At 39.6% G+C, this 25,577-nt stretch carries 26 protein-coding genes; 7 read left to right on the top strand and 19 right to left on the bottom strand.

Annotation, left to right across the window (positions count from 1 at the left end):
- Positions 1-15: 15 nt before the first annotated feature.
- From FQ085_RS13350 to FQ085_RS13340, 3 genes are all read right to left on the bottom strand, one after another.
- Positions 16-435 (bottom strand): sporulation protein, encoded by a 420-nt coding sequence (locus FQ085_RS13350; RefSeq protein WP_058385265.1) that lies wholly within the window; start codon positions 433-435, stop codon positions 16-18.
- Positions 436-499: 64 nt separating this feature from the next.
- A complete protein-coding gene (locus FQ085_RS13345; protein ID WP_149456825.1) occupies positions 500-1,687 on the bottom strand; it encodes an AI-2E family transporter in 1,188 nt (395 codons plus the stop codon).
- 58 nt (positions 1,688-1,745) lie between these two features.
- Complete coding sequence (locus FQ085_RS13340) at positions 1,746-2,693, bottom strand: LCP family protein (protein WP_058385263.1); 948 nt, start codon at positions 2,691-2,693, stop codon at positions 1,746-1,748.
- A gap of 283 nt (positions 2,694-2,976) precedes the next feature.
- On the opposite strand from FQ085_RS13340, the gene msrA reads away from it, so the two are divergent.
- From msrA to FQ085_RS13320, 4 genes are all read left to right on the top strand, one after another.
- A complete protein-coding gene (gene msrA, locus FQ085_RS13335) occupies positions 2,977-3,507 on the top strand; it encodes a peptide-methionine (S)-S-oxide reductase MsrA (RefSeq protein ID WP_149456824.1) in 531 nt (176 codons plus the stop codon).
- 104 nt (positions 3,508-3,611) lie between these two features.
- Positions 3,612-3,929, top strand: a complete 318-nt coding sequence (locus tag FQ085_RS13330) for a hypothetical protein (protein ID WP_058385261.1) — start codon at positions 3,612-3,614, stop codon at positions 3,927-3,929.
- 387 nt (positions 3,930-4,316) lie between these two features.
- Entirely contained in the window at positions 4,317-4,550 is a 234-nt protein-coding gene (locus FQ085_RS13325; RefSeq protein WP_058385260.1) for a hypothetical protein, read from the top strand.
- 107 nt (positions 4,551-4,657) lie between these two features.
- Positions 4,658-6,265 carry an ABC-F family ATP-binding cassette domain-containing protein gene (locus tag FQ085_RS13320; RefSeq protein ID WP_058385259.1) on the top strand — a complete coding sequence of 536 codons (1,608 nt, stop codon included), beginning with the start codon at positions 4,658-4,660 and terminating at the stop codon, positions 6,263-6,265.
- Between the two features lie 116 nt (positions 6,266-6,381).
- On the opposite strand, the gene FQ085_RS13315 is transcribed toward FQ085_RS13320, so the two are convergent.
- The 4 genes from FQ085_RS13315 to FQ085_RS13300 form a co-directional block, all read right to left on the bottom strand.
- The gene (locus tag FQ085_RS13315; RefSeq protein ID WP_058385258.1) at positions 6,382-6,858 is read right to left on the bottom strand and encodes a YkvA family protein; all 477 of its coding nucleotides are present in this window, start codon (positions 6,856-6,858) and stop codon (positions 6,382-6,384) included.
- Between the two features lie 32 nt (positions 6,859-6,890).
- On the bottom strand, positions 6,891-7,097 hold the full coding sequence (locus FQ085_RS13310; protein ID WP_058385257.1) for a cold-shock protein: 207 nt from the start codon (positions 7,095-7,097) through the stop codon (positions 6,891-6,893).
- A gap of 158 nt (positions 7,098-7,255) precedes the next feature.
- A complete protein-coding gene (locus tag FQ085_RS13305; RefSeq protein WP_058385256.1) occupies positions 7,256-7,456 on the bottom strand; it encodes a cold-shock protein in 201 nt (66 codons plus the stop codon).
- 184 nt (positions 7,457-7,640) lie between these two features.
- Complete coding sequence (locus tag FQ085_RS13300) at positions 7,641-7,937, bottom strand: DUF1033 family protein (protein ID WP_149456823.1); 297 nt, start codon at positions 7,935-7,937, stop codon at positions 7,641-7,643.
- 201 nt (positions 7,938-8,138) lie between these two features.
- Between FQ085_RS13300 and FQ085_RS13295 the strand changes: the two genes are divergently transcribed.
- A complete protein-coding gene (locus tag FQ085_RS13295; protein WP_058385254.1) occupies positions 8,139-8,846 on the top strand; it encodes a 5-bromo-4-chloroindolyl phosphate hydrolysis family protein in 708 nt (235 codons plus the stop codon).
- Positions 8,818-9,999, top strand: coding sequence for a toxic anion resistance protein (locus FQ085_RS13290; protein WP_058385253.1), 1,182 nt, complete (start codon positions 8,818-8,820; stop codon positions 9,997-9,999). Before FQ085_RS13295 ends, FQ085_RS13290 begins: the two co-directional genes overlap by 29 nt.
- Before the next feature lie 227 nt (positions 10,000-10,226).
- On the opposite strand, the gene FQ085_RS13285 is transcribed toward FQ085_RS13290, so the two are convergent.
- From FQ085_RS13285 to FQ085_RS13245, 9 genes are all read right to left on the bottom strand, one after another.
- On the bottom strand, positions 10,227-12,080 hold the full coding sequence (locus FQ085_RS13285) for a vWA domain-containing protein (protein WP_149456822.1): 1,854 nt from the start codon (positions 12,078-12,080) through the stop codon (positions 10,227-10,229).
- A gap of 9 nt (positions 12,081-12,089) precedes the next feature.
- Positions 12,090-12,947 (bottom strand): ATP-binding protein, encoded by an 858-nt coding sequence (locus FQ085_RS13280; RefSeq protein WP_149456821.1) that lies wholly within the window; start codon positions 12,945-12,947, stop codon positions 12,090-12,092.
- 60 nt (positions 12,948-13,007) lie between these two features.
- Positions 13,008-13,208 (bottom strand): DUF6501 family protein, encoded by a 201-nt coding sequence (locus FQ085_RS13275; RefSeq protein WP_058385250.1) that lies wholly within the window; start codon positions 13,206-13,208, stop codon positions 13,008-13,010.
- Positions 13,209-13,296: 88 nt separating this feature from the next.
- Positions 13,297-13,887, bottom strand: coding sequence for a DedA family protein (locus tag FQ085_RS13270; RefSeq protein ID WP_078080451.1), 591 nt, complete (start codon positions 13,885-13,887; stop codon positions 13,297-13,299).
- Between the two features lie 89 nt (positions 13,888-13,976).
- Positions 13,977-15,236 carry a 2-oxoglutarate dehydrogenase complex dihydrolipoyllysine-residue succinyltransferase gene (gene odhB / locus FQ085_RS13265; protein WP_149456820.1) on the bottom strand — a complete coding sequence of 420 codons (1,260 nt, stop codon included), beginning with the start codon at positions 15,234-15,236 and terminating at the stop codon, positions 13,977-13,979.
- Positions 15,237-15,260: 24 nt separating this feature from the next.
- A complete protein-coding gene (locus tag FQ085_RS13260) occupies positions 15,261-18,071 on the bottom strand; it encodes a 2-oxoglutarate dehydrogenase E1 component (RefSeq protein ID WP_149456819.1) in 2,811 nt (936 codons plus the stop codon).
- 452 nt (positions 18,072-18,523) lie between these two features.
- Positions 18,524-18,679 (bottom strand): PAS domain S-box protein, encoded by a 156-nt coding sequence (locus FQ085_RS18310; protein ID WP_237150223.1) that lies wholly within the window; start codon positions 18,677-18,679, stop codon positions 18,524-18,526.
- Between the two features lie 395 nt (positions 18,680-19,074).
- Positions 19,075-20,028, bottom strand: a complete 954-nt coding sequence (gene dapF / locus FQ085_RS13250; RefSeq protein WP_058385245.1) for a diaminopimelate epimerase — start codon at positions 20,026-20,028, stop codon at positions 19,075-19,077.
- 29 nt (positions 20,029-20,057) lie between these two features.
- Positions 20,058-21,134, bottom strand: coding sequence for an undecaprenyldiphospho-muramoylpentapeptide beta-N-acetylglucosaminyltransferase (locus tag FQ085_RS13245; protein ID WP_149456818.1), 1,077 nt, complete (start codon positions 21,132-21,134; stop codon positions 20,058-20,060).
- Positions 21,135-21,407: 273 nt separating this feature from the next.
- Between FQ085_RS13245 and FQ085_RS13240 the strand changes: the two genes are divergently transcribed.
- Positions 21,408-22,784 (top strand): MATE family efflux transporter, encoded by a 1,377-nt coding sequence (locus FQ085_RS13240; protein WP_149456817.1) that lies wholly within the window; start codon positions 21,408-21,410, stop codon positions 22,782-22,784.
- 60 nt (positions 22,785-22,844) lie between these two features.
- Here FQ085_RS13240 and FQ085_RS13235 read toward each other — a convergent pair whose 3' ends face one another.
- Genes FQ085_RS13235 through FQ085_RS13225 form a run of 3 tightly spaced genes read right to left on the bottom strand, consistent with a single transcriptional unit; the run spans position 22,845 to position 25,532 of the window.
- Positions 22,845-23,084: a hypothetical protein gene (locus FQ085_RS13235; protein ID WP_058385242.1), complete on the bottom strand. Its 240-nt coding sequence runs from the start codon at positions 23,082-23,084 to the stop codon at positions 22,845-22,847.
- The gene (locus FQ085_RS13230) at positions 23,081-23,962 is read right to left on the bottom strand and encodes a CobW family GTP-binding protein (protein WP_058385241.1); all 882 of its coding nucleotides are present in this window, start codon (positions 23,960-23,962) and stop codon (positions 23,081-23,083) included. Before FQ085_RS13230 ends, FQ085_RS13235 begins: the two co-directional genes overlap by 4 nt.
- Positions 23,963-24,017: 55 nt before the next feature.
- Positions 24,018-25,532: a lmo1851 family serine protease gene (locus tag FQ085_RS13225; protein WP_058385240.1), complete on the bottom strand. Its 1,515-nt coding sequence runs from the start codon at positions 25,530-25,532 to the stop codon at positions 24,018-24,020.
- Positions 25,533-25,577: the final 45 nt, after the last annotated feature.

Below are 25,577 nucleotides of genomic sequence, written 5' to 3'. Positions count from 1 at the left end.
AAAGAGAGCTGTATTTCAGCTCTCTAACGGCCCATATGTGATAAGGTCTTCATCTCTTGCATTAACGCCATTTTTGACATGGACAATAGTTCGTAAAATCAATTTAGCTTTTGGGTGTTCTAACATCCAACGCTCATCTGGAACAATTTCAAATTGCTGCATGACCGTGTCTTTTGACTTGACCGATCCTGCAAACTCCATTGATTGTTTCGCAATGATGGTTTCAAAAAAATCAAAGTCGCTGTCATCTCTTGTATCTTCAACGAGTCTTATGACATTCAATTCGATAAAATCAATTGTCTGTTCTCCGTCCCCACCATCAAGATAAATCGTACCATTCAGTGTTTCGCCTTCTTCTAAATGTGGCATCTCAACCACTGTATTCACTTTTAGTGACCCAATGCCAATAGATGATAAAAAATCTTTAAACTTCATATCGTGGAAACCCCCAACTTTTGTTAGTACTTATATACCACAATTCGATCATTTTGAAACACGACTACAAATCTGTATAATCGTATTGATTTTCTAAATTGATTTCGTGTCGATTATAGCGACGTTTAAACAATTTATAAAAATGAGAAACCAATACCCGCACTAAAGCGTACATCGGTATTCCTAGAATTACACCGACGACGCCAAACAAGGAACCTGCTGTCAATAAGACGAAAATAATTGTCACTGGATGGATAAACATGGTCTTGCCCATGACTTGCGGTGAAATCAAGTTGCCTTCAACTAATTGTACAACAGTCCAAACAACCGCCAGCTTGACGAGCATGAATGGTGACGTTACTAAAGCAATAATAGCAGCTGGTGCAATAGCAATTGCCGGACCGATATAAGGAACAACACTCGTAACCATTGCTAGGACTCCTAATAATAATGCATACTCCATACCGATAATCAAAAATCCAATATAAACCATGACACCAATACAAAATGCAACAATTAACTGACCTTGAATATAAGCACCTAGTTGCTTATCTGCTTCTGCGAATACTTCACGTGTATCATCGCGGAATCTTGGCGGCAAAAGTTTCAAGAAATAATCCGGCAATTTTTCGCCGTCTTTTAAAAGATAAAACAAGATAAATGGAACAATAACAATCGACAAAATAACGCCCGTAATCGTCGAAATTAACCCCGTAATCCCAGTAATGACACTGGTTACTGTATTTTGCAACGTATCTGCTATATTTGCAGGCAACGTAGCAAGTAAGGTATCAATCGTGAAATTAGATTCACTATAGTAGTCGCCGACAAATGATGTTCTCAAAAATCCATCTACATTCGTCAATAATTGCATAAAATATTTTGGGAAATCAACGATTAATGTTTCAAATTGGGAGCGTAAAAAAGGAAAAACCAAGACGATTAGTAAGGTGATTAGTCCAATTACGCCAAGAAAAATAATAACGATTCCCCAAATACGCGCTATTTTAAAATTCTCCAACATACGCAAAATCGGTCGCAATAAATAGAAGAAAACCAATGCCAATACAATCGGCAGCACGACTGTTTTCATGAAAACGCTAATAGGATGAAACAAGAATGAAACTTCTCTAAAAATATATACCACCAATCCGAGCAAAAGCAACGAAATTAGCGTGAATAGGGTGTTTCTTCCCCCTAAAAAGCGAATATAACTAGTAGCAAAGAATGATGGCTTGTCCTCTGACTGCATAAGCTTCCTCTTTTCTGAATAAACTTTATAGTCTCATATTAGCATAATTATAACAAAGTTAGTCTAAGGGTTGCGACAAATATTCGCGTAACGCCTGTTTGTTTTGTTCAACATCGATATCCAAAACTGAGCCCGCGTGAGAATAATTCCCATAGCTATAGCTGTTTTCAACCGGCAAAGTCAATCGTTCAACTTCCCCGCCTCCTCCAGTTGCTAATTGCGCCGCTAACTTCACTTGGTCCAGTAACGGCATATCGGTTTGGACATAACCTTGTAATGCTCCAGCTAACTTAGGAAGTTTTGGAATAGCCGTAACACTAGCCATTTCATCTTTCATCGCTGTAATAACTTGCTGTTGACGACGTACTCGTCCAAAATCTCCTTCGTTATCGGCACGAAAACGAGCATATCCTAAAAGTTCTTTACCAGTTAATTTTTGAACACCTGGTGTTAAAGAAACACCGATATGTTCAGACATTTCTTTTTCGACATCAATTTCCACACCATTTGGTGCAGCTACATCAACAAGACTTTCAAAACTCGAAAAATCGATCAGTGCATAGTGATGAATTTCTACACCAAACATACCTCTTAACGTTTCTGCAAGTAAATCAACACCGCCCAAATAATAAGCGGTATTAAGTTTATAAGATTGATAGCCCGGAATATCTGCATAAATGTCCCGCATAAATGAAGTTAATTTAATTTCGCCGTTCACTTTGTCATGTGTTACGAGCATCATCGTATCTGTACGAGACTTCTCCTCCCCGCGTGAATCCACACCTAGCACTAAAATATTTTCATATTCTCCATTTGCTTCGTCTTCATTGAAGATAACAGGGTCTTGTTGTGATTGATCTGCCAAACTTTCACCATTTTTAAATTGTATGAATGCATAAGTACCAATAGCGACCAAGACAATCAGGAGCAGGAAGATGATGCCACGCAGTCGAAATCTTCTTTTTCTGCGTCTTTTTCTTTTAATGGGTTGTAATTCTTCTTCCATAAGGAATGCACTCCTTTCTAAACTTTCACGTCAATAAGACGTTATCGTGATTATTAAGTTTCGACATTTTTTAAATAGCGCAGCTGGACATAAAATAAATAGTGCTGGTCCCCATTCCGTGAATATACATGGCGGTCGTTCACCATCAGCACATTATTATACCGAAATTCAGTAAGCTAAAGGAAGCGTTCCACTGCTAGTATTAATAGAGAAGACATTTTCATTGTCGGAAATCCACTAGAGTGGTAAGATTCTTCTTATCAAGCTGACAGGAGACGATTAAATGACGGAAAAAGCGACATTTGCTGGCGGCTGTTTTTGGTGCATGGTCAAACCGTTCGATCAGTTTGACGGCATTGAACAGATCGTTTCAGGCTATAGTGGGGGACATGTTGAAAACCCTACATACGAACAAGTAAAATCTGGAACAACAGGTCATTTGGAAGTTGTGGAAATCACTTTCCGACCTGATGTCTTTTCTTACGAACAATTACTCGATATTTTTTGGCAACAAATTGATCCGACAGACGACGAAGGTCAATTTCAAGACCGTGGTCCCTCTTATCGTGCATCCATCTTCGTTCATAATGAACGCCAACGTGTGATTGCGGAAAAGTCAAAGCAGGAACTCAACGACAGCGGACGTTTCACTAAACCGGTTGTCACTGAAATCCGCGAGGCCACACCTTTTTACCCAGCTGAAGATTATCATCAAGACTTTCACAAGAAAAATCCCGAACACTACAAAAACGACCGAGCAGCATCTGGTCGCGATGAATTTCTTACCTCTACTTGGGAAAAAGTTGACGCTTAATGTGTCAGCTTTTTTTACCCATTAAAATAAACTGATTATTCAACTAATAAAACAATTGATTTAGATTTTCTTACTTTATTCTTCGTTTTCAGGGAGGTACTCGATTGAAATTTATTGAATCTATTGACCCAATCATTATGCAATTGCTAGTCGTTCCCATCATTGTTATTGGAATCGGAATTTTGCTGTCCATTTTCACTAGACGAATCTACATTGGACCGATTGCAACATTGATTTTAACTTTGAGCTATAATTATTGGTATTTCACAACTTTTTTTCCAGATTCAGAATTGTCATTTACGATGGTCTCGTCCTGGTGTATCATCTTTCCTTTAATATCTCTTTATCTTTCTTGGCTTGTTTCGATGCAATTTAAATCCATAAAAGCTTTGTTTGAGATGGAACCTGGAAAAATCGATTAATCTTTTTTATTGTGCAATAAGAAAAATAAGATAGCAATTATCGCTTTCTACTAAACATGATAAACAAGGCATTCAGAAAAATTCCGCATAGCGAAATAGCAATTACTAAACTCGGTAAGTTACCGACTGCGATAAACGATGCTAGTCTGTTATCATGAAATTTACATAAAAAGGCCTAACTTTTAAGAATTTTAGCAATAATTTATGTGAAAGCAATCCTTTCAAAAAATGTTGGTCAGCATCATTTCTCTATCTTCACTCAATTCTATTATAATCCTACTATAATTTTTATTCTTTACTCAAACTTTCTTTATTTTATAAATGAATACAAACTTGTGTTCCCACCGTCTGTTCATTTAAAATAGAGGTGTGAAAGGCGGGTTGTCAATGAAACTCGTAAATTGGAGTTACGCAAAGCGCTATAATATAAAAGCAATTTTCGATGAATTTCCTCATGTCGTCGTTTTATTCCGTCAAATTGGTGGCTATTATTTTATCTATTCGATGAAAGGCCTGACCCAAGAGCATATTCCCGGTCGGCGTGATTATGTTCAGATGGAATACTTATTAAATAAAGAGCTAGGTATGTTGGAAGCTTATTTAGAACGCAAATCCAGATAAAACCTGCTTCTATTTTTAGTTTATCCGAGACCACGGGCGATTGCTATCGATTTCCGTGGATTTCGTGGTATACTAATCTTATTGTGAAATTTGGGAGGTACGTATAAATGATAGCAGTAAACGATGTGAGTCTTCGCTTTGGTGATCGCAAACTATTCGAGGATGTAAATATTCAATTTAACCCTGGTAATTGCTACGGATTAATTGGTGCCAATGGTGCTGGTAAATCGACATTCATCAAAATTCTTTCTGGTGAACTTGAAGCACAGTCTGGAAATGTCTATATGGGTTCTGGTGAACGCTTAGCGGTATTAAAACAAAACCACTTTGAGTACGAAGAGCACGCTGTCCTTGAAACAGTTATTATGGGCCATAAAAAATTATATGAAGTCATGTCTGAGAAAAACGCTATTTATATGAAAGAAGATTTTTCTGACGAAGATGGCATGCGCGCAGCTGAACTTGAAGGCGAATTCGCTGAACTTAACGGATGGGAAGCAGAATCTGAAGCAGCTATTCTTTTGCAAGGACTTGGCATTTCTGAGGATCTTCACGACAAAACAATGGCTGAACTTTCAGGGTCAGATAAAGTAAAAGTGCTTTTGGCACAAGCTTTGTTTGGTAAACCAGATGTTCTATTACTGGATGAGCCAACAAACCATCTAGATTTGAAAGCTATTCAATGGCTAGAAGACTTCTTAATGAACTTCACGAACACAGTCATCGTTGTATCACATGACCGTCACTTTTTGAACAAAGTGTGCACGAATATCGCCGATCTTGATTTCGGTAAAATTCAGCTGTATGTAGGTAACTATGATTTCTGGTACGAATCAAGTCAATTAGCGACGCGTTTAGCATCAGATCAAAACTCGAAAAAAGAAGAAAAAATCAAAGAACTTCAAGCCTTTATCGCCCGCTTTTCTGCCAATGCATCTAAATCGAAGCAAGCGACATCACGGAAAAAAATGCTTGATAAAATTGAGCTGGATGATATTCGTCCGTCTTCTCGTAAATACCCGTTTGTTAACTTTACGGTCGGCCGTGAAATCGGCAACGATGTGTTGACAGTTAGAGATCTTAGTCAAACTGTAGACGGCAAGAAATTGTTAAACAACATTAGCTTTAATATGAGCAAAGAAGACAAAATTGTCTTGATTGGCGATCCACTTGCTAAATCCGCGCTTCTTCGTATTCTTGCTGAAGAAGACCAACCCGAAACAGGCGACAGCCGTTGGGGTGTGACAACGTCACGTGCTTACTTGCCACTCGACAACACATCCTACTTTGAAGGCAGCGAAACATCCTTAGTAGACTGGCTTCGTCAGTACTCACCTGAAGACGAAAGCGAAACTTTCTTGCGCGGCTTCCTTGGTAGAATGCTATTCTCCGGTGAAGAAGTGAAAAAGAAACCTTCTGTTTTATCTGGTGGCGAAAAAGTACGTTGTATGCTTTCGAAAATGATGCTTTCTCATTCTAACGTTCTATTATTAGATGAGCCAACAAACCACTTGGACCTTGAATCGATTCAAGCATTAAATAACGGCATGATTGCTTTTAAAGGCGCCATGGTCTTTACTTCTCATGATCATCAGTTTATCCAAACCGTTGCAAACCGTGTCATTGAAATCCGTGAAGACGGTTCAATTCTTGATAAGCAATTAGGCTACGATGAATATTTAGAATGGAAAGAAACGCAAGGCATTGCAAACTAATCAATCGTTTAGTTGACTTAAAACAGGCTCCTCTCGCACGACTGAGGGAGCCTGTTTTTTTCTGTTAGGCAGAAAAAAGCTGAAGATCTGTACAGATCTTTAGCTTTTTTTATTGTTTATTTGGTGAAACGTTTTACTAATCTACCTGCAGGTAATTTGGAAACGTATTTGTTTCCTGAATTTGATACTTTTTTAACAAGCGCTAATAGATCTTCGTCGCCTGCCCAGTGGTCGGTAATGACTTCTGTTGGGAATTTGTTTAACATCGTATTGATAACGAATACCGCAACAACAACATCATCCAAAAATCCACCAGGTCCTACGAGAATCTCTGGCAAGAAATCAATGGGTGCGATAAAATACATAATCCCAGCACCAATAGCCGCTTTACTTTTCGAATCAATTCGGCTATCTAGCATTAACCTCGTTAACAAATGGAACAAATCAGGAGCAAACAAAACATACCCGCTCACTGTTCCGACAACCCCCGGTTTACTATCTACCCAGTTCTGCACTTTTAACCGTAACTTCTGGTAAAAGTCATGCTGCTTTTCTTCACTTGGCATCGGTTTTTTCAAATACTCATTCGTCATTTGCTTGTCCCCCTTGGGCATTCTGTTAACCATTAAAATACTAAGGTAATATTAGTGGCTACACGTTCTTTATCAGCTACACCTTCAAAAATGGTGAATTTTACTGGTTGACCTGGATTCAATTTTCGGAATCCTTCTACGTTAATATTCATTTCCTCGAAAAAAAAGTCTTCCCCGTTGTCACCTAGGATCATACCGATCCCTTTATTTTCATCAAATGATTTCACTTTGCCTTCCATTTTGAAAACCTCCCATATCGACTTTATCCAGTCATCTTTTTATACCCTTCTGACACTTAATAAAAACCTTACCGATTAAAGCTAATCAATTGCTAACGGACATTACCTTTTTTCATTCCATTAAAAAGAACCGCTCCCGAAAGAGCGGTTCTTGGTTATTATGCTTTAGTTACGTTTGTCGCTTGTGGTCCACGGTTGCCTTCTTCTACTTCGAATTCAACACGTTGCCCTTCGTCAAGCGTTTTAAAGCCGTCACCTTGAATTGCTGAGAAATGTACGAATACATCGTCTCCGCCTTCAACTTCGATAAAACCAAAGCCTTTTTCTGAGTTAAACCATTTTACTGTTCCTTCTTGCATGTAAATTACCTCCTGTAGTAAGAAAAATTTTAATATGGAATCTTTTTCAATAAAAAAATTCACATATTCCCTAAAGTACCATTACTTGCTGATCACTTTTGGGAATATGTGAATAGCTGTGATTGGTCAAGATTTCATATTGTTTCATTTATTATATCAAATTGACTACAAATGTCAAACAAATCTAAAAACTTGTTTGAGGATTCCCATTAAATAACCAAATCAAGCCGTGAAATATTTGCAAATCTTCTTCACACGATTCACAGTACTCTACTTCTTCTTCATTCCAATAGCAGGAAAAAGCTACCTCTCTTTGCTCACTTTCAACAAATCGTTGGCTGAATTCTTTTTTTAATTCTTCAAGGCAGTTTCTAGCGTTTTCCGCTAAAGTGAACTGTTGTTGCGAAATAATTTGATCTTGCCATCCCTCAAACATCCACCACGGTTCAAAATTTGCTCTTATGTAAATAATGTCATGCATGCAACAGCCTCATTTCTCCCTAGTTAGCATTGTGCCAAATCTTAATAGGCTTGTAAAGTGTTTCAGTCATTTTTTTACGAGTTTCGAAAGTTTGTATTGACTTCTTGTTTCACGTAAAATATAGAGTAGCAAGTGCAGTGAAATGAAACTTTTCAATGCGCAGGACGTATAGATTAAGTAGCAGTGAAGGAGGTCCTTTGCATGAAGCCCTTAAAGCCAATTGAAAATTTTATTAAGAGACAATCCGTGAGCCTGCCGATAATGGCTGTGATGTTCCCAGTCCTTTATTTAGGTGCAGAAATTGGGTTGATTGCTTCTGGAGCAGTTGCAGCCGGAACTTATATCGCTAGCAACAGCACCCTTAAGCAAGTTCAAATTTCTACGGACTCCAAAAGTCTTGGCATGACGCGCAGCGAGTTAAAAAATGTGCGAACCCAAATAAAAGAAGGCAAAGAAAAAATCAAACAGTTGCAAGGCAATTATTATAAAGTTCGTTCGATTTCTTCTTTTAAGCAGTTGATGGATATGACGAAAATTGCCAATAAAATCATACTCATCGTGCAACAAAACCCAAGGAAGTTCTATTTAGCTGAACCGTTTTTTTATTCTCATTTAGATTCAGCAATTGAATTGACAGAAAAATATACGTTGCTTGTTGGACAACCAGTTAAAGACCAAGAAATGCGCATTGCTTTGCAAGACACACGGGAAATGCTGCTATCACTTAACAAAGTAATGGAGCAGGATTTAAAACGTGTGTTGTCCAGCGACATTGAAAAATTGCGTATGGAATTAGATTATGCACAATTGGCTGTCGACCAGCATAACAATCAGAAATTACTCGTTCAGCCAGAATCTGAACATGAGGGAGACGTGGAAGATGACAGAAAAACCTTCAACTCGAAGTGAGTTAGATGATTTATTGGAATCCCCTTTTGGTATGCAAATGAAAACGCAGGAACAAACACTTGGAGAGATAGCAGAAGAACGTCCTGTTACGTTGATGGATCGTTTATCAAAAGACGAGCAAGCGAAAGCGCGTGAGCTTGCTAAACAAATTCCTATTGGGAACAATGAAGCGATTCTTACTTATGGTGCCAATGCTCAAAACCAACTCAGCCAGTTTTCGCATAAAATGCTTGATCATGTGCAGAGCAAGGACATTGGTCCTGTCGGTGATGTGTTAAATGATTTGATGAAAAAGTTACAAGAACTGAATCCTGAAGAGTTGACACAAAGTAAAAAATCAGGAATTCGCAAGATTTTTTCAAAAGCTAAGTATTCGATCCAAGAAATGATGACGAAATACCAAAAGCTTAGTAGTCAAGTGGACCGCATCAGCATCCAACTGGATCATTCCAAACGTGGACTTCTCGATGATGTGCAAATGCTCGAACAGCTTTATGACCAAAACAAGACTTATTTCCAAGCATTAAATGTCTACATCGCTGCTGCAGAAATTAAGCGTGATGAAATTATGAGCGAAACGATTCCAGCACTACGTAAAAAAGCAGAAATGTCACAGGACCAAATGGTTTATCAAGAAGTTAATGATATGGTTCAGTATGTAGACCGTTTGGAAAAACGCCTTTATGATTTACAATTATCACGCCAAATTACCATTCAAAGCGCGCCACAGATTCGTATGATTCAACAAACCAACCAGACGCTCGCAGAGAAGATTCAGTCATCTATCATGACATCCATTCCATTATGGAAAAATCAAATCGCCATTGCTTTAACTTTAAACAAACAGTTAAAGGCTGTTGAAGCTCAAAAGCAAGTCACTGCAACTACCAATGACTTACTGTTGAAAAACTCTGAAATGCTGAAAATGAATTCAATCGAAACAGCTCGTGAAAATGAGCGCGGCATTGTTGAAATTGACACCTTGAAAAAAACACAAGAAAATCTATTAGAAACAATTGAAGAAACCTTAAAAATCCAGTCAGAAGGTCGCAGAAACCGGAAAGCTGCTGAGATTGAAATCGGTCGCATGGAAGAAGATTTAAAACAGCGATTGCTCGCCATTCATGATGGTCATGAATCAAATAACAACTGACAAAAATGCCTCTGAAGCTAAAGCTTCAGAGGCATTTTATTCTATAAGGTCGTTTGGACAGTATTTCATCTAAATCCGACAGTATCAGGCTCTATTCCGACAGTATTTCAGCTAAACCCGACAGTATTTGTGTCTGGTCGGACAGTATATCCAATTAACTGGAAATCACTATAATCCATTATACGAAAAAGAGTCAAAAAAGCACTTGCGCTTAGCTTTATACGCCTTCAGCCTGTCTGAATTACCAAATGTAAGCTGCGCTTCAACAAACGCAACGTTTGTTCAACAAACTGTTCTAAAGAATCGGCACTAACGGATTTATTGCCATACATCATCTGATAAAATGCTGCCTGCTCTTCAGAAATCGATTCACTACTTAAAAACAGATGCAACACTTCAATGCCTTGTTTTTTTGCTTCTGCTACAGCGTTTGCTGTATCCACTATGCCGTTCTGCGCGTAATTATAGGCAGATGGCTCACCATCGGAAAAGACCAGTAAAAATCGGTGTTTTTCAGTCCGGCGCTTTAGCCGACCATTCATCCAGCGAATAGCAAATCCATCCCGATTATCTTCATGGGCTTCAAAGGAAGCGATTTCTTTAGCATGGTCTATGCCGCGGTCTTCAAATTTATGCATCCACTCAAAATAGTTCGGCTGCTCAGCATCACTTGCTTCGTATGCATCCTCATAAAACAGCACAATTTCATGTGGCACATTCAAGCCACGCAACACGTCATGAAACAACAACACAGCTTGTTTGGTTTCTTCTAACTTATCAAGCATTGAAGCAGAGCCATCAATCAACAAACAAAAAACCGCATCTAATTCTTTAGAAGGTGCTGTTTTTCGGTAAAATGGTTTGGGTCGTTCTTCGATAGCAAGCGGCACTAACTTTTTTGATAACCTGCCTGCGTTCAGATTACTACGCACACCTTCTTGCCTTTGTGTCATTCGTTTTTTTAATTCTTTTAATAACGCACGTACGTAAGGCGCTTGTTTTTGACGCCAGTCTTCAATTTCTAAGCGATGATCGCCGTCTACTTGACTCCGCGATTCGTAATAAACCACTTGATCATTCGCTGAGCCAAATTGACCTTCTGCTTTTTTAGGCTTGCTTGTCATTTGTCGGTCATCTGCATCACCATCTTCTAAATGTTCGCCTCTTGAATCGCCTTTTGCCGTCTGTTCCACGTCTCCTGTGCCCTCTTCTTCCCTGCCACCTTCAGCAAGCTGCGAGTCGCCACGTTCAAGCTCAAACTCCATCGCAGGGGCCTCACTCATCTCGGTTTCTCGGTGCCAAGACTGAAACCATTCTTCAATGGTGTCAATTTCTTCTGGTTCTTCTGCTCTGTCACTTTCAATCCCTTCATGGTAATGAAAAGGTGGCACTTTTTCCAGCGCTTCGCCAAATGTATAATAGCTGTGGATTGCGTCTGTTTCAAACATAAATTCAGCACGGTCCATTATTTGATCTACGACTCTTATAGAATCCATCGTTGTTTTCGCATCATACAATTCAGTCCAAATTAAAGATAATGTCCGAGGCAGGCCCTCCATCTCTATTTCAACATTACGCAAACGCAAATAGGCCGCATTGATCAAAAAATCCGCTTTAAAGCCTTTTTTAAGATTTTGTTTGGATTGGTCTTTGTGGTATTCCTTATAAACCATGTCTCTTATGTCAAAAGCTGCCACTGTTCCTGGTCGAGCCGTCTTGATCTTTTCAGATAACCGAAATTCTTCTGCACATAACAGTAATTGTTCCCTTAAATTGGGCAAAGTCGTCTTACTTTTCTTAAACTCGCGCCACGCAGCTAAACTGAAATCACGCCAAAATCCACCCGCCATTAAATAAATATCCGATAAATAACCGTTGCGTTCGACTCGCTTAGAACGATGACGCCAAAAGACACTAATCGACATGGCAGCTTCTGACGGTCGCAACTCTACTAGTTTACGGGTTGTTACTTTTAAATAAGGTGCATCGGCCAGTGCACCCGCAAGCATTTCCATTTGGTGAAGCAATTTCGTATCGATGGTTTCATTATTAAACTGAATAAAGCGGTTAACTGATGCCATCATTTCCACCTACTTTTTCCAAGTATGAGCCAAGTCCATGAACAAATCACGTTCACTTTCATCATCTAATTTTTCTGCAATGGCGTATTGTACTGCGCGCAGAGGGTCCATATGTTGAGATAGAGCCGTTGCATCTAGCAAACTTCGAATCGAAGCCGCTTCTTCTGATAATAAGCCATTTTTTACTTGTTTCATTAAATCTTCTGCTAAATTCAGGATAAACGATTTCAAACTTTCTTCTGCATCTGGGAATTCGCGGTCCCATAAGTCAGCTAATTGCTGACCCGTTAAATATGGAATCGGATAAGCAATAAATCGATTTTTTAATGCTTCATTCATAGGAGCAGTCCCAATGTAGCCTTCATTTATCGCTGAAATCACACCGAAATCAGGATGAGCTTCAATCACTTCTCCTGTAAACGGATTGGTCATCATTCGACGATGGTCCAAGGCGCTGTGGAGAATTGGTAAAGTTTCTGCTTTAGCCATATTGATTTCATCAATATAAAGGAAATGGCCTTTTTTCATCGCTGTCACGACAGGTCCTTCAACAAACTCGATGACGCTTTGTCCGTCTCGCTGTACCAACGTTTTAAATCCTAAAAGCGCTTCTGCATCAAGATCTACGGAACAATTGATACTTTGCATCGGCTGGCCAAAAAGCGATGAAATACTTTCTGCAAGCTTTGTCTTGCCGGCGCCCGTTGGTCCTTTTAATAGAACAGGCTTCCGTAACACAATTGCAGATAAAATGTCTTGCCAAAGATGATCGTCCGGTGCAATATATCCTGACTTACCAATCAATTTATCGTATTCTTCATGATTTCGTTGTTGTCTATTTGCAATATCTTGCTCAATCAATGACATTCGGATCTCCTCTTTTCCACACAAAAAGCCGATGTACGCCATCGACTTTTCATCATTCTATTATGATTCGAAATAAGTTTTATAGAACCCACCAATTTTTCCGGTATTGTCCACTACAAAAATGAATTCTTCGGTTTCGTTTTTAACTTCATATTCTTTACCTGCAGTTAGTACATTCGAAACCAAAAATTTAGCTGCGTCTGTATGCTTACATGTAACGGTTTTGATTGTTTCTTTTGCTAACCATTCGTTATGAATCATTGTCCTCATCCTTTTCTATCTGTCTCTCTTCAGTATAAGGAAAAAGCAGGTTAATTTCAAACAGACTCTTACTAGATGGATATCCTTGTTACTTTTTCGTAAATTTCGCACGATACAAATAACGCAATAGCACAACCATTACAACAACAAACGACAGTAAAATTAGAAACACTTGTACGTGCTCGAGAATTGTCTCATAGGCATAAGGAAATGTTCTGCCGACATTAAAATAAACGAGCAGCCAGACAAATCCAGCTGTATAGGCAAACATCATATAACGCATAACCGGAAAGCGGTTAGCCCCCACAACATAAGGCATGGCCCAACGAATACCCGGCAGGAAAAAACTAAGAGCAATTGCCCATTCTCCTCTTTTTTCCAGAAACTCACTAAATCGACTGATAGGTTGCTTCAGACGGGTGCCGCTTAATCGCATTAGCAAGCGATGCCCTAAGCTACGACCAATAAAATAAGCAAATGTATTGCTAGTAATCAATCCTGCATACGCTGATAAAAAAGCATAAGTTGGCTTAAAGTCACTAATTTCTGTTAACACGCCTGATAAAGCCGCTGCTACTTCATTTGGAATGGGTAAGCCAAATAACAGAAGCCAGTTGAATATGAACATGCTTATGTATCCATGCTTTTGTATCAATTCGATTAAAAATGAAATATCCATAGAACATTCCCGCCTTTAAACTACTCTTTCCTTTATCATGACAAAAAAAAGATAGTCCTGCAATGCAGGACCATCTTTTACATCATTTATTAAGATTCTAGCAATAGATCTTCTGGGTTTTCGATCATGTCTTTGACCATTTTTAAGAAACCAACAGAATCGCTTCCATCAATTACACGGTGATCGTATGAAAGAGCCACGTACATCATTGGACGAATTTCAACTTCATCACCAATAGCTACTGGACGTTTTTGAATTGTGTGCATTCCAAGGATACCTACTTGCGTACCATTTAAAATCGGTGTAGATAGTAATGAACCAAAGACGCCACCGTTCGTAATTGTGAATGAACCGCCTGTCATGTCTGCGATTGAAAGCTTTTTATCGCGAGCTTTTTTAGCAAGTTCGCCAATTGTTGCTTCAATTTCAGCAAAGTTCTTTTTGTCCGTGTCGCGAACGATCGGTACTACAAGTCCTTCTTCAGTTGAAACCGCAATTCCTACATCGTAAAACTGTTTTAGCAATACATCTGTACCTTCTAATTCAGCATTAACATATGGGTATTTTTTTAGTGCAGCAGTAACTGCTTTTGTGAAGAATGACATAAAGCCAAGTTTCACATCGTTATTTTTAAGGAATTGATCTTTTTTGCGGCTACGCAATGCCATAACATTTGTCATGTCGATTTCGTTGAATGTTGTCAACATTGCAGTCGATTGTCTTACTTCAAGAAGACGTTTTGCAATTGTTTGACGGCGTCTTGTCATTTTTTCACGAACAACGCGACCATTTTCTTCATCAGAAGAAGGTTTAGCAGTTTTAGGTGCTTCTGCTTTTGCAGCAGGTGTACTAGCTACAGGTTGTGATCCGTGAGCTTCAACGTCTTGAACGCGTACACGGCCCATCGGATCTACTGGAGAAATCGCAGCCAGATCGATTCCTTTTTCACGTGCCAATTTGCGTGCTGCTGGGCTTGCAATGGTACGGTCAGAAGAAGATTGCTCTTCAGCTGCTGGATCTTTTTCTACAGGTTCTTGAGTTGCAGGAGCTACTGTTTTAGCTGGCTCTTCCGATTTAGGAGCTTCTTCAGTTTTAGGTGCTGCAGCTTCGCCAGAACCTTCACCAACGATCGCGATCACTTGTCCAACTTCAACCGTATCGCCTTCTTGTGCTAAAAGTTCTTGAACCACTCCAGCTTCTTCAGAAATAACTTCAACGTTAACTTTATCTGTTTCTAGTTCAACGATGAATTCTCCTTTTTCAACTGTTTCGCCTGGCTGTTTAAGCCACTGAGCGATTGTTCCTTCTGTAATCGATTCTGCTAATTCTGGTACTTTGATCTCTGCCACAAAAAATTCCTCCTTAGATTATCCTTACAATTTAGCTAATGCTTCGTCAATAATACGTGTTTGTTCTACTTTATGCGCTTCTCCGTCACCTTCTGCCGGACTTTGACGCTGCGTGCGCCCGAAGTATTTCACTTCTTTACCGTCTGACAGTTCGCGTAAATACGGATCTGCAAATGTCCACGAACCCATGTTTTGTGGCTCTTCTTGTACCCAAGCTAATTCTTTAGCATTTGGATAACGATCGATAACCGCTTTAATCTTCTCAGCTGGGAATGGATACAATTGTTCTACGCGGACGATATGTGCCCATTCATAATCCGTTCCGTCTTTCACTCGTTCTGCTAAGTCAATCGCCATTTTACCGCTTGCAAAAAGAATTCGTTCCACTTTTTTCACAGCTTTGCCCATATTTGGCTGTTCGATGATGGTCTCAAAATGACCTTCTGTTAAATCATCTACTGACGCACCTACTAGTGGATGACGCAGCAGTGATTTTGGTGAAACGATGATCAATGGACGTATAGAATCTTCCTCAAGCATTTTAGCCTGACGGCGCAAAATATGGAAATAGTTTGCTGCACTAGAAAGATTCGCGACTGTCCAGTTATTCTCAGCAGCCATTTGAAGATGTCTTTCTAGGCGTGCACTTGAGTGTTCTGGTCCTTGGCCTTCATAACCATGAGGCAGTAACATAACAAGGCCCGATTTCTGTCCCCATTTCGCGCGTCCCGCAGAAATGAATTGATCAAACATCATTTGTGCCATATTCGCGAAGTCGCCATATTGAGCTTCCCAAATAACTAATGCTTTATTATTTTCAACATTGTAACCATACTCAAAGCCTAATACAGATGCTTCACTGAGTGGACTGTTGTAAACGACAAATGATGCTTTAGCATCTGAAATGTGATGCAATGGAACGAGTTCATTGCCGTTTTTATCATCATGCAGAACAAGGTGACGATGAGCAAATGTGCCTCGCTGTGCATCTTGACCAGTCAATCGAATGGGGTTGCCGTCTTGCAAAATCGTACCGAATGCAAGTGTTTCAGCATGCGCCCAATCAATTTTCCCTTTTCCTTTAAAAGGCTCTTCACGACGCTTTAAAATTTTAGCTAATTTACCAAAAGTTGAAAAGTCGGTTGGCCAAGTCAATAATTCTTCGTTCATTTTAGTTAAGACAGCTTTATCAACGCCCGTTGGCACTTCAGGATAACCGTTTAAAACAGCTTCCGGAATTTCAAGTTTCGGGAATTCTGCAGATTTGTTTTCTTTCACTTTGTCATAAGCTTCTTGCATTTCTTTTTGAGTATCAGTATCAAGTTTCTTCACATCAGCCTCAGATAACACTTTTTCAGCTGCTAATTGTTTACCATACAGTTCACGAACTGTATCATGCTGATGAATGCCATGATACATGGTTGGATTCGTCACTAATGGCTCATCCATTTCGTTGTGTCCGTATCGACGATAACCGATTAAATCAATTAGTATATCTTTGCCAAATTTCGCACGGTATTCAAAGGCCAAACGAGCAACTGCAACTACTGCCTCAGGCTCATCCGCATTAACATGAATGACAGGCACTTCAAAACCTTTTGCAGGATCAGAAGAATAATGTGTTGATCTCGAATCAAATTGCTCTGTCGTGAAGCCGATCAAGTTATTGGCAATAATATGAATAGAACCACCTGTTTGATAGGCTTTAACACGACTGAAATTTAATGTTTCGGTTACGATACCTTGTCCTGGGAATGCCGCATCCCCGTGTACAAGTATCGCGTAGGATTTTTTAGGATCCATTTTTGCGATACCGGTTTCATCCGTTACTTCCTGCGCAGCACGTGTTTGCCCGACTACAACGGGACCGACAATTTCCAAATGAGAAGGGTTATACGCGAGTTTTACGCTTGTTCCATTTACAGACTTATAAGCTGCACCCATATGGTATTTCACATCGCCAAACCAACCTTTAGTGATTTGAAGTGAACCGTCTTCTGGTAGAAAAGCATCGTCTCCTACGTGCGCGAAACCGGCAAACATCATCTCATATGGTTTATTCAAAATATGCGTAAGCACATTTAAACGACCGCGATGCGCCATCCCGATCATGATGTCTTTCGTGCCTGCTGATTCAGATAACTGAACTAGCTCATCCATTAAGACAACTAATGAATCGACACCTTCAATAGAAAAGCGTTTTTGTCCGACGAATGTGCGGTGAACGAATTTTTCAAAACCTTCAACGCGAGTTAACAAATCAAGAACTTGTTTTTTCTTGTCTGCATCGAGTGTTGGTTTAACTTCTCCTGCTTCGATTTTCTCCTGCAACCAGCTGCGTTCTTGTGGCTGAATTACGTGTGAAAATTCAAAAGCAACTTTATCTGTATAAAGAGATTTCAAATAATTAATCGCTTCCAAGCCATTTGTTACATTGCTTGGTGCATTATTTAAAATCAACGCTACAGGTACTTCTGTTAAATCTTGTTCGTTCAAGCCATATGTTGATGGTTCCATACGACTCGTATCTTTTGGTTGATCATTTAACGGATAAATATCTGATGCCAAATGACCATGTGCACGAATTGCTTCTGCTAGATGAACAGTAGCCAAAACCTTTTCAAAATTATTCGGATCTACAGCTGTTCTAGCTGAAGATTGGTGGCCTACAGTAACTTCAATAGGTGATCCGTATTGCTTAAAAAGTTCAACGTATTCTGGATCAAGCAATTCCGGGGATTCTTGATACAGGTCATACATTTCCATTATGTATCCCAAGTTAGGACCCGTAATGGAGCTCCACGGTGATTTTGCATCTGAATAATTGCTAGACATTAAAAAACCTCCAACTAGTTGTTTGACGGCAGTCACTTTATTTGTATATGTCTTGCCTATTTTATCACGCATCCCATTAGACTTAAAGCAGAAGGCGCTTAGGCAGGACAAGTTTAAAATTCCCTATCAATCTTACTACTTCCTCGTTGAAAAACAAAGCATTTTCGTGAAAAGATTCACATAACAGGATTTAAAGTGATTTTATCCATTTTCTTACTCTCGTCTGACCAATTTACAGGGATTTAGTCAGTAGTTTGAATAGAAATGACAAGTTCCCTTGCCTTTGGCTTTCGCCATATAATGAAGCTGCTCTTCTAGCAGTTTTCGATCTGTCACATCGAATAAGATTGATAAACTTGATAAATCTTTCCGTCTGCATTCACTAAAGGAATGATTGTACTATCTACCCAAAAAAAGTTACCGCTTTTCTTCAAGCTTTTAATTTGTCCAGGCTAAATCACTTTGTGAATTTCGTCGTATTGTTCTGCAGAAATTTTTGTATTTCCTATTTTAGAGATAGTTAAGCCACTTAATTCTTCAGACTCATAGCCCGTTAATTCATTAAAATCATCATTGACGAATTCTATCGTACCAGAGACGTCCCATATTGCGACAAGCGCTGCGTAATTAAGAGTATCCTCGTAGCTTTCCAGAATATTCTCCGTTTTTTCAGCTCATTTTTTACTAACAGTTCGCTCGTTAATTCCCTAAAGACCCTATTTTTGGACCAAGGACTCATAAAACAAATAGTCTTCTTCTGAGCGGCGACGTTTTTCGTTACCGCTAGCACAAATGTTTCACCTTCAAACACGATTGGCGTCAATTCGGTTTCTATTGCCACACCCAGGTCACTAAACAAATTATAATCACGGTAAGTATGTGTCATACCTACTTTTAAGGCAATTAGATATTACTTTTTACATTTCCTTCTAAAGCTCAATTTGTAAAGCGAATCCAGTTGTTCTGTAGTAAAAGGCATTCGCATCTAACGCACCGCTTTCCTTTACACAAATTGACTTGAAAGCGTTGTAACTTGTTCGATAAATTCTTTGTAATCTGTTTGCTCATCCAAAGGTTCAGTAGATAAAATGCAGCTATTTTCCCCACTGCTAGACCAGTTAAATTTAACAACTGATAAATACGTCGCATTACCAGTTAGTTGAAGACGAATAGTATCTTCTGTTTTAGAGACAGCACATTTCACCATGCCACCTGGATTGTATACAGTTACGTCGCCATAAGGCACGAGCCCTGCTAGACAGCTGATTAGTGCCGAAGCTGTCATTGCTGTACCACAAGCATTTGTAAACCCAACACCCCGCTCATACGTCCGTACGAAGATTCCGTTTTCTATTGGCGTTACATAGCTAACGTTAACACCATCTGAAAAATAATTGTTTTCTTCATTAAAATAGTGTGCCCATTTTTGCTGATGGCTTGTATCTTTCTGTAATGCTGCTGGAACGATGCCAATTAAATGTGGATTGGGGACAGATACCGCTGAAAATGGAATTTCTTCCGATATAAAAGGCAATGGTTTGTGAAGCCATTCACTGTTACTTAAGTAACTCATTGGTAAACTGTTTAATGCAAATGATATCGGGGAGATTTCCACGGCGTAAGTTTCGATTTTATCGTTCAAGGTTTCTTCTTTTTTAACATGAAGAGAAGCTTTCATCGTTTCGATCACCGCTTCGGTCACACCGTCACGTTCACACACAAACCGAGCAACGCAACGGAGACCATTTCCACACATGGAAGCTTCCGAACCGTCAGTATTGAAAACTCGCATTTTTGCATGAGCAATCGTTGATGGCAAAATCACTAAAATTCCATCGATGTCTTGATCTATTGAAGAAAGCTGAATTGCCAATTGTGCATAATCCTCATGTTCCTCACCTTCAAACATATAAAAAGTGTTCATAGAGCCGTGGACTTTTAGCAACGTCATTTCCATTTTGATCACCTCTTTAAATTAGTTAGGTATTATTTTGTATGAACTGCTACTAATTTAGCCATTTCTGCCGCCGTAATCGGGGCTTCTGCTTGTGTCATTGCTGTAATTAGCTGCTCTTTATCCGTTTGTAAACGCTCTAGTTCTTCCATGAAACGATCTGCAGACAGCTGTTCTTCTTCCACAACATGTGCAAATCCTTGTTTTTCAAATAAATTCGCATTCAGAATTTGATCGCCGCGGCTTTTTTGCATAGATAATGGAACGAGTAGCATTGGTTTTTTCAAAGCCAAAAATTCAAATATGGAATTAGAACCAGCTCGCGATACGACAAAATCTGTCAGATGTAATAGATGTGGCAATTCATGCGTGACATACTCAAATTGACAATAATTTGAATGATGATCTAATTCTGTCATGTAATTTCCTTTACCACATAGGTGGATGATATTAACTTGCTTTAGCAAACGCTCTAGGTTGTTGCGGACGGCCGAGTTAATCATAGCCGATCCTTGACTACCTCCCATGATCAGTAGAACCGGTAAGTCGTTGTCGAATGAACAAATTTCCTGTCCTTTTATTGCAGAGCCTTCCATAAGTTCACTACGAATAAGTGATCCCGTGCAAGTCGATTTGCTGCTTGGCACATGCGCCAAAGTTTCCTTGAATACAGTAAAGATATGATCAGCAAAAGGTAAGGCAATTTTATTTGCCAATCCAGGTGTAACGTCCGATTCGTGAATAATGACCGGAATTGACATCATACGCCCTGCCATTACGACTGGTACAGAAACAAATCCACCTTTAGAAAAGATAGCTACTGGCTTAGTTTTACGAATAATAGCAACTGCTTGCATAAGTCCCGCTCCTACGCGAAATGGATCCGAGAAATTTTTAGTTGAAAAATAGCGTCTCAATTTACCACTAGAAATTGCATGGTAAGGAACGGAAGGGAAGGACTCCCGGATTAGCTCATTTTCGATACCGTCTTTAGAACCGATATATTCAACGTTAAAGCCTAAATTTTTTAATTCTGGAATCAATGCCTGATTCAAGGAAACATGTCCTGCTGTTCCGCCTCCGGTTAATAAAATTGTTTTGTTGTTCATTTCTTGTCCTACTCTCATCTGTTAATTTGGCTTAGAGGATATGCCTGAAGCATACTTATCTATGCTATACTGGATTTTATTTGCTAAATTGTAATTGAGTAAGTTTATCTCATGATAACGTTTTCTGGGCAGTTGGCGCTGTAACGTTTTTACATCCCGACTGTGTGCTAGAAATCGTCCGTCCAAAATAGTATAAAATTTGCTGCGCTTTGATCGATAACATTTGATGCATAAGTTTGACTTACTAAAGGTAAATTGCGGGAGGAACGAGATATGTACCAGACAAGAACCAAAAAAGAAAAGCTACTGCTTTTAGTGAAAATTGTTTTCCCGATTCTCGTCACACAAATAGCGATGTACATGGTGACGTTTTTTGATATTTATATGACTTCCCGCTACGGAACAGAAGACTTAGCCGGCGTTTCCATCGGGTCCTCATTTTGGGTTCCCGTCTACATCGGACTTGCCGGTATCCTCATGTCCATTACTCCAATTGTAGCACAATTGATGGGAGCTAAGAAAAAAGATCAAGTAAAACAAGCTGTTCAACAAGGGATTTATTTGGCTATTTTGTTGGCTGCTATTGTCTTCGCTTTCTTCTATCTTGGCATTGATTACTTGATTGCCTTTATGGATCTCGAACCGACTGTTGCCGACGTTGCGAGCCGCTATATTTTCGCAATGACGATTGGGTTACTTCCGCTCTTTGTCTATAACGCTTTGCGTTCTTATATCGATGCACTTGGAGCTACACGCGTAACGATGGTTATTTCGCTTTTATCAGCACCTATCAATATTTTCTTTAACTACTTACTAATTTTCGGACACTTTGGTTTCCCAGAACTCGGAGGTCCGGGCGCTGGACTTGCATCAGCTATTACCTACTGGCTGATTTTAGTTATTGCAGTCTGGATCATCCACACGAGAAGCCCGTTCAACTCCTATAATATCTTCCGGACTTGGCCGAAATTGTCATTAACTCGCTGGATGGAGATTAGTCGCATTGGCGTGCCGATTGGTATATCCATATTCGTAGAAACTAGTATTTTCTCTGCCGTCACGTTTATGCTGGCTGTTTACGGCACTGTCACTATTGCCGCACATCAAATTGCGTTAAATTTTGCATCTTTGCTATACATGTTACCGCTCAGCATTTCTATGGGTGCCACAATTCTTGTAGGCTATGAAGTCGGTGCCAAGCGTTTGCAGGATGCGAAGCAGTATAGCTGGCTGAGTGTTGGCACGGCTGTTTCGTTAAGCTTCCTGTCAGCTTGCGTATTGTTCTTTATGCGTAGTGAAATTGCAGCCTTGTATTCGTCAGATCCTGTAGTGGTCGAACTGGCTGTTCAGTTCCTACTGTTTGCTGCTTTGTTTCAATTGTCAGATGCTATTCAAGCGCCCGTCCAAGGGGCACTTAGAGGTTATAAAGACGTCAACATTACCTTCGTCATGGCGTTAATTTCTTACTGGGTTATTGGGCTACCTACAGGTTACTTACTCGCAAACTTCACTGATTATGGAGCTTTCGGTTATTGGATCGGCTTGATTGTTGGTTTAACAGCAGGAGCGATTACGTTATCACTCCGTTTACTACTGATCCAAAAAAAATTGCAGCATGTTCAACCTAAGATTATTAATTCCAAACCATAAAAAAGCAGGAGACGAAAAATCAATGATTTTTCGTCTCCTGCTTTTTTAATAGCGTTCTCTTTATGGGTTCGCAAGCTTATTATACAGTGTGATTAATTCACTTTTTTCTGAATCTGACAAATCCGATTGCTCGATTCGCTCTAAAGCCAACGCCAGCTTTTGCTGCTTGGTTTTGCGAACACGTGGATGAGTCAGTTCGTCATTCAGTTCGATAAGTACGTATTTTTCGAGTTCTTGTTGAGTGGTGATTTGTTGTACAGCTACTCGTTGTGGCCAGAGCTTACGATATGATTCAATCATGGAAGCTCGACTCCTTCCAGCCCTTCTCCAATAATCACAATTTGATTCTGCATTTTCATGTACTCGGGAAGCCATTGCGCCATTCCGTAAGCAAACTGAAAAGCATGAGGGTATTTATCGCCTTCAAGCGGTACATAGCCTTTGATTCGAAAAACCGTATCTGGTAGCGCACGTAGCCATTCTTCAAATAGCTCTCTTCGAACTGGCGCCTCAAATTTCAACACCTTAGCATTTAAATTCAATTTTGAAACAGGTGCTTTGACGACCTCTTCATTTTGTAATGGCGACAATTTTTCTAATGCCGAGAATGGTATTTTAGCGTGTATCGTTTGGATGATTTGTGCTTTTGGATTGAGTGATTGGATTTCATATACGACAGTGGCCTGCTGTCCTTCTGTCAACAAATCCATTTTATTGGCCAGTAGTAGGTCAGCATGGCGAATCTGCTCTAAAAACAGCGAACGAATTTGTGGAGATAAGCTGTTGCGATCCATCCATCTTTTGCTGTCTGCTACTGTTACAATGCCTTTAAAGTTTAGTTGTTCAGCAAATAGTGGGGAAAAAATAGCATCCAGTGCTTCTACAGGGTGTGCTGCACCTGTTGTTTCAATGAGTAGGACATCAAAATCTTCTTCTGCCAATAATGTTTGAATTTGCGCTTCTGATTTCTCTGATCCCGAACAACAGATGCATCCATCAAGAATTTCTTTCAGTGGAATGCCCTCTTCTACTGCATCCGAATCCATGTTCATTTGGCCTAGTTCGTTCATGAAAACTGCCGGTTTTAACCCTTTATCTTTCATTTGACTAATCATTGTTTTTAATAATGTTGTTTTGCCACTTCCTAAAAACCCACTAAATAAATATACATCTTTCATCGTCTCATCCTTTCAATTTTGAAGAAGAAAAGGCCCGCATAAGCGGACCTCCAAATCATTCATCAGTTTTTTTAGATGCAGAAGCTTTGATTCCAGCTTCTTCCATTATAATTGTTTTAGCTTTCTGTAATTGCGGATCATCATTTTCAATTTTCTCACGCAATGCATCCATTACTGCGAATGTACTTTCTCCAGTCAAGATACCTGTCACTTCCAATTCGTTTTCTTCTTGGAAAGTTTCTACAGCTTCTTGCATCTGCTCTTCGAACACGCCATCTACTTTTCCAACTTTAAAGCCAAGCGCTTCAAGCATTTGTTCAGCGGTTTTGACTTGTTCGGAAATAGTGCCGTCTTTTAGCTCCAGTGAAGTATCCAAAAGCGGAAGCGACGCATATGCGGGATACGCAACTTCTACGTCTGGTTCGATTCCTTTTTCATGAATCCAATTGCCGTCTGGCGTTAGCCATTTAGCCGTTGTAAACTTCAGGTTCGAACCATCTTGAAGATCGTTAGCTGTTTGTACAGTCCCTTTTCCGAAAGTCTTTTCTCCGACCAATTTGATATCTGCTGACTCATTCATTGCACCGGCCAAAATTTCAGATGCCGAAGCACTTCCACCATCAATCAATAAAGTAACGGGTACTTTGATTTTCGTACCTGGTGAAGACATATAAACTTCAGGTTCAGCGCCTTTTGCCTGAACTTCAAACAATGGTTTCCCTTCTTCAATAAACAAGTCAGAAATATCAAGCGCTACATCAAGTAAGCCACCCGGATTTCCACGAACGTCCATAACGACGGCTTTCATTCCTTCAGCTTCCATTTCTTTAATGGCATCAAGCAATTCTTGATACGTATTTTCAGAAAAACTAGTAATTTGAATATGAGCTACATTGTTTCCAATCATTTCTGCGTACACAGTTTCAATCGGTATTTCATCACGAGTGATGGTAATATCAATTGGATCTGCATTTTTACCACGCATAATGCTCAGCTTGACGTCAGTTCCTTTTTCGCCACGGATCAGCATGACAGCTTCAGTTGTTGTAAAGCCTTGTATGCTTTCACCATCAACTGCTATAATTTGGTCATTTGGCAATACGCCTGCTTTTTCAGCAGGTGAATTTTTGATCGGTGAAACTACCGTGATATAACCTTCACGCTCTTGCACTTCTGCGCCAATGCCTTGGAAGCTTGATGAAATTCCTTCCAGAAATTGAGAAGCTTCTTCTTCGTTTAAATAATCGGAATAAGGATCTTCCAAAGAATCGACCATCCCATTGATGGCTCCATTAACTAGAACATCTCTGTCGACATCTTCAAAATATTGATCCTGTATTTGATCATAAGCTGTATAGAGTTTCTCGAATTCGCGACGCTCTGGAGAATTTACTTCTACAGCTTTATCGTCGCCGAATGTCAATGCAAAAACAGTTAATCCCGCCGTTGTCAAGATTAAGAGGAATCCAAGCATAATAAAAGTGAATGTTTTCATCTTAATAATATGTGACGGTGATTCTTCTACCGGCGGAATTTGTTGCTGCTCGTCTTCCGGGCGTTTATCATCCATCTATTTCACCACTTTCGTAATTGCCTTTAGAACCGTAGGATATGA

It is taken from the genome of Planococcus sp. ANT_H30, from assembly GCF_008369335.1.
Lineage (GTDB): Bacteria > Bacillota > Bacilli > Bacillales_A > Planococcaceae > Planococcus > Planococcus kocurii.
Note: the sequence above shows the minus strand (reverse complement) of the source record. Positions and strands in the feature narration are given on the sequence as shown.